1 protein-coding gene is annotated in these 223 nt (G+C 65.0%); it reads right to left on the bottom strand.

Annotation, left to right across the window (positions count from 1 at the left end; all coding sequences use genetic code 11):
• On the bottom strand, positions 1-223 hold a 223-nt coding region (locus JHD73_RS29000), incomplete at both ends, for a hypothetical protein (protein WP_199033466.1).

Raw genomic sequence — 223 nt, 5'->3', positions numbered from 1 at the left:
GTCGACAGCGAAGACAGCTGGCTGCCGTTGATCGCATCCGTACTCGTCGCGTTCACCGCGCCCGCTGCCACGTTCGTCAGTGTCACCGGCGCGCTGGCGCCAACACCACCCAGCGTCACCTTGGTGTGCGTGCTGTCGTCGTACTGCACAGCGTTGGCAACGCTCGTGGACAGCGAACTGATCCCAGTCGACGCCGAGGTCGACAGCGATGTCAGCGCGGTGT

The sequence above is a fragment of the Ralstonia sp. ASV6 genome (assembly GCF_016429285.1).
Taxonomy (GTDB): Bacteria; Pseudomonadota; Gammaproteobacteria; order Burkholderiales; family Burkholderiaceae; genus Ralstonia; species Ralstonia flaminis.
The sequence above is the reverse complement of the archived record's forward strand: the minus strand, read 5'-3'. Positions and strand labels throughout refer to the sequence as shown.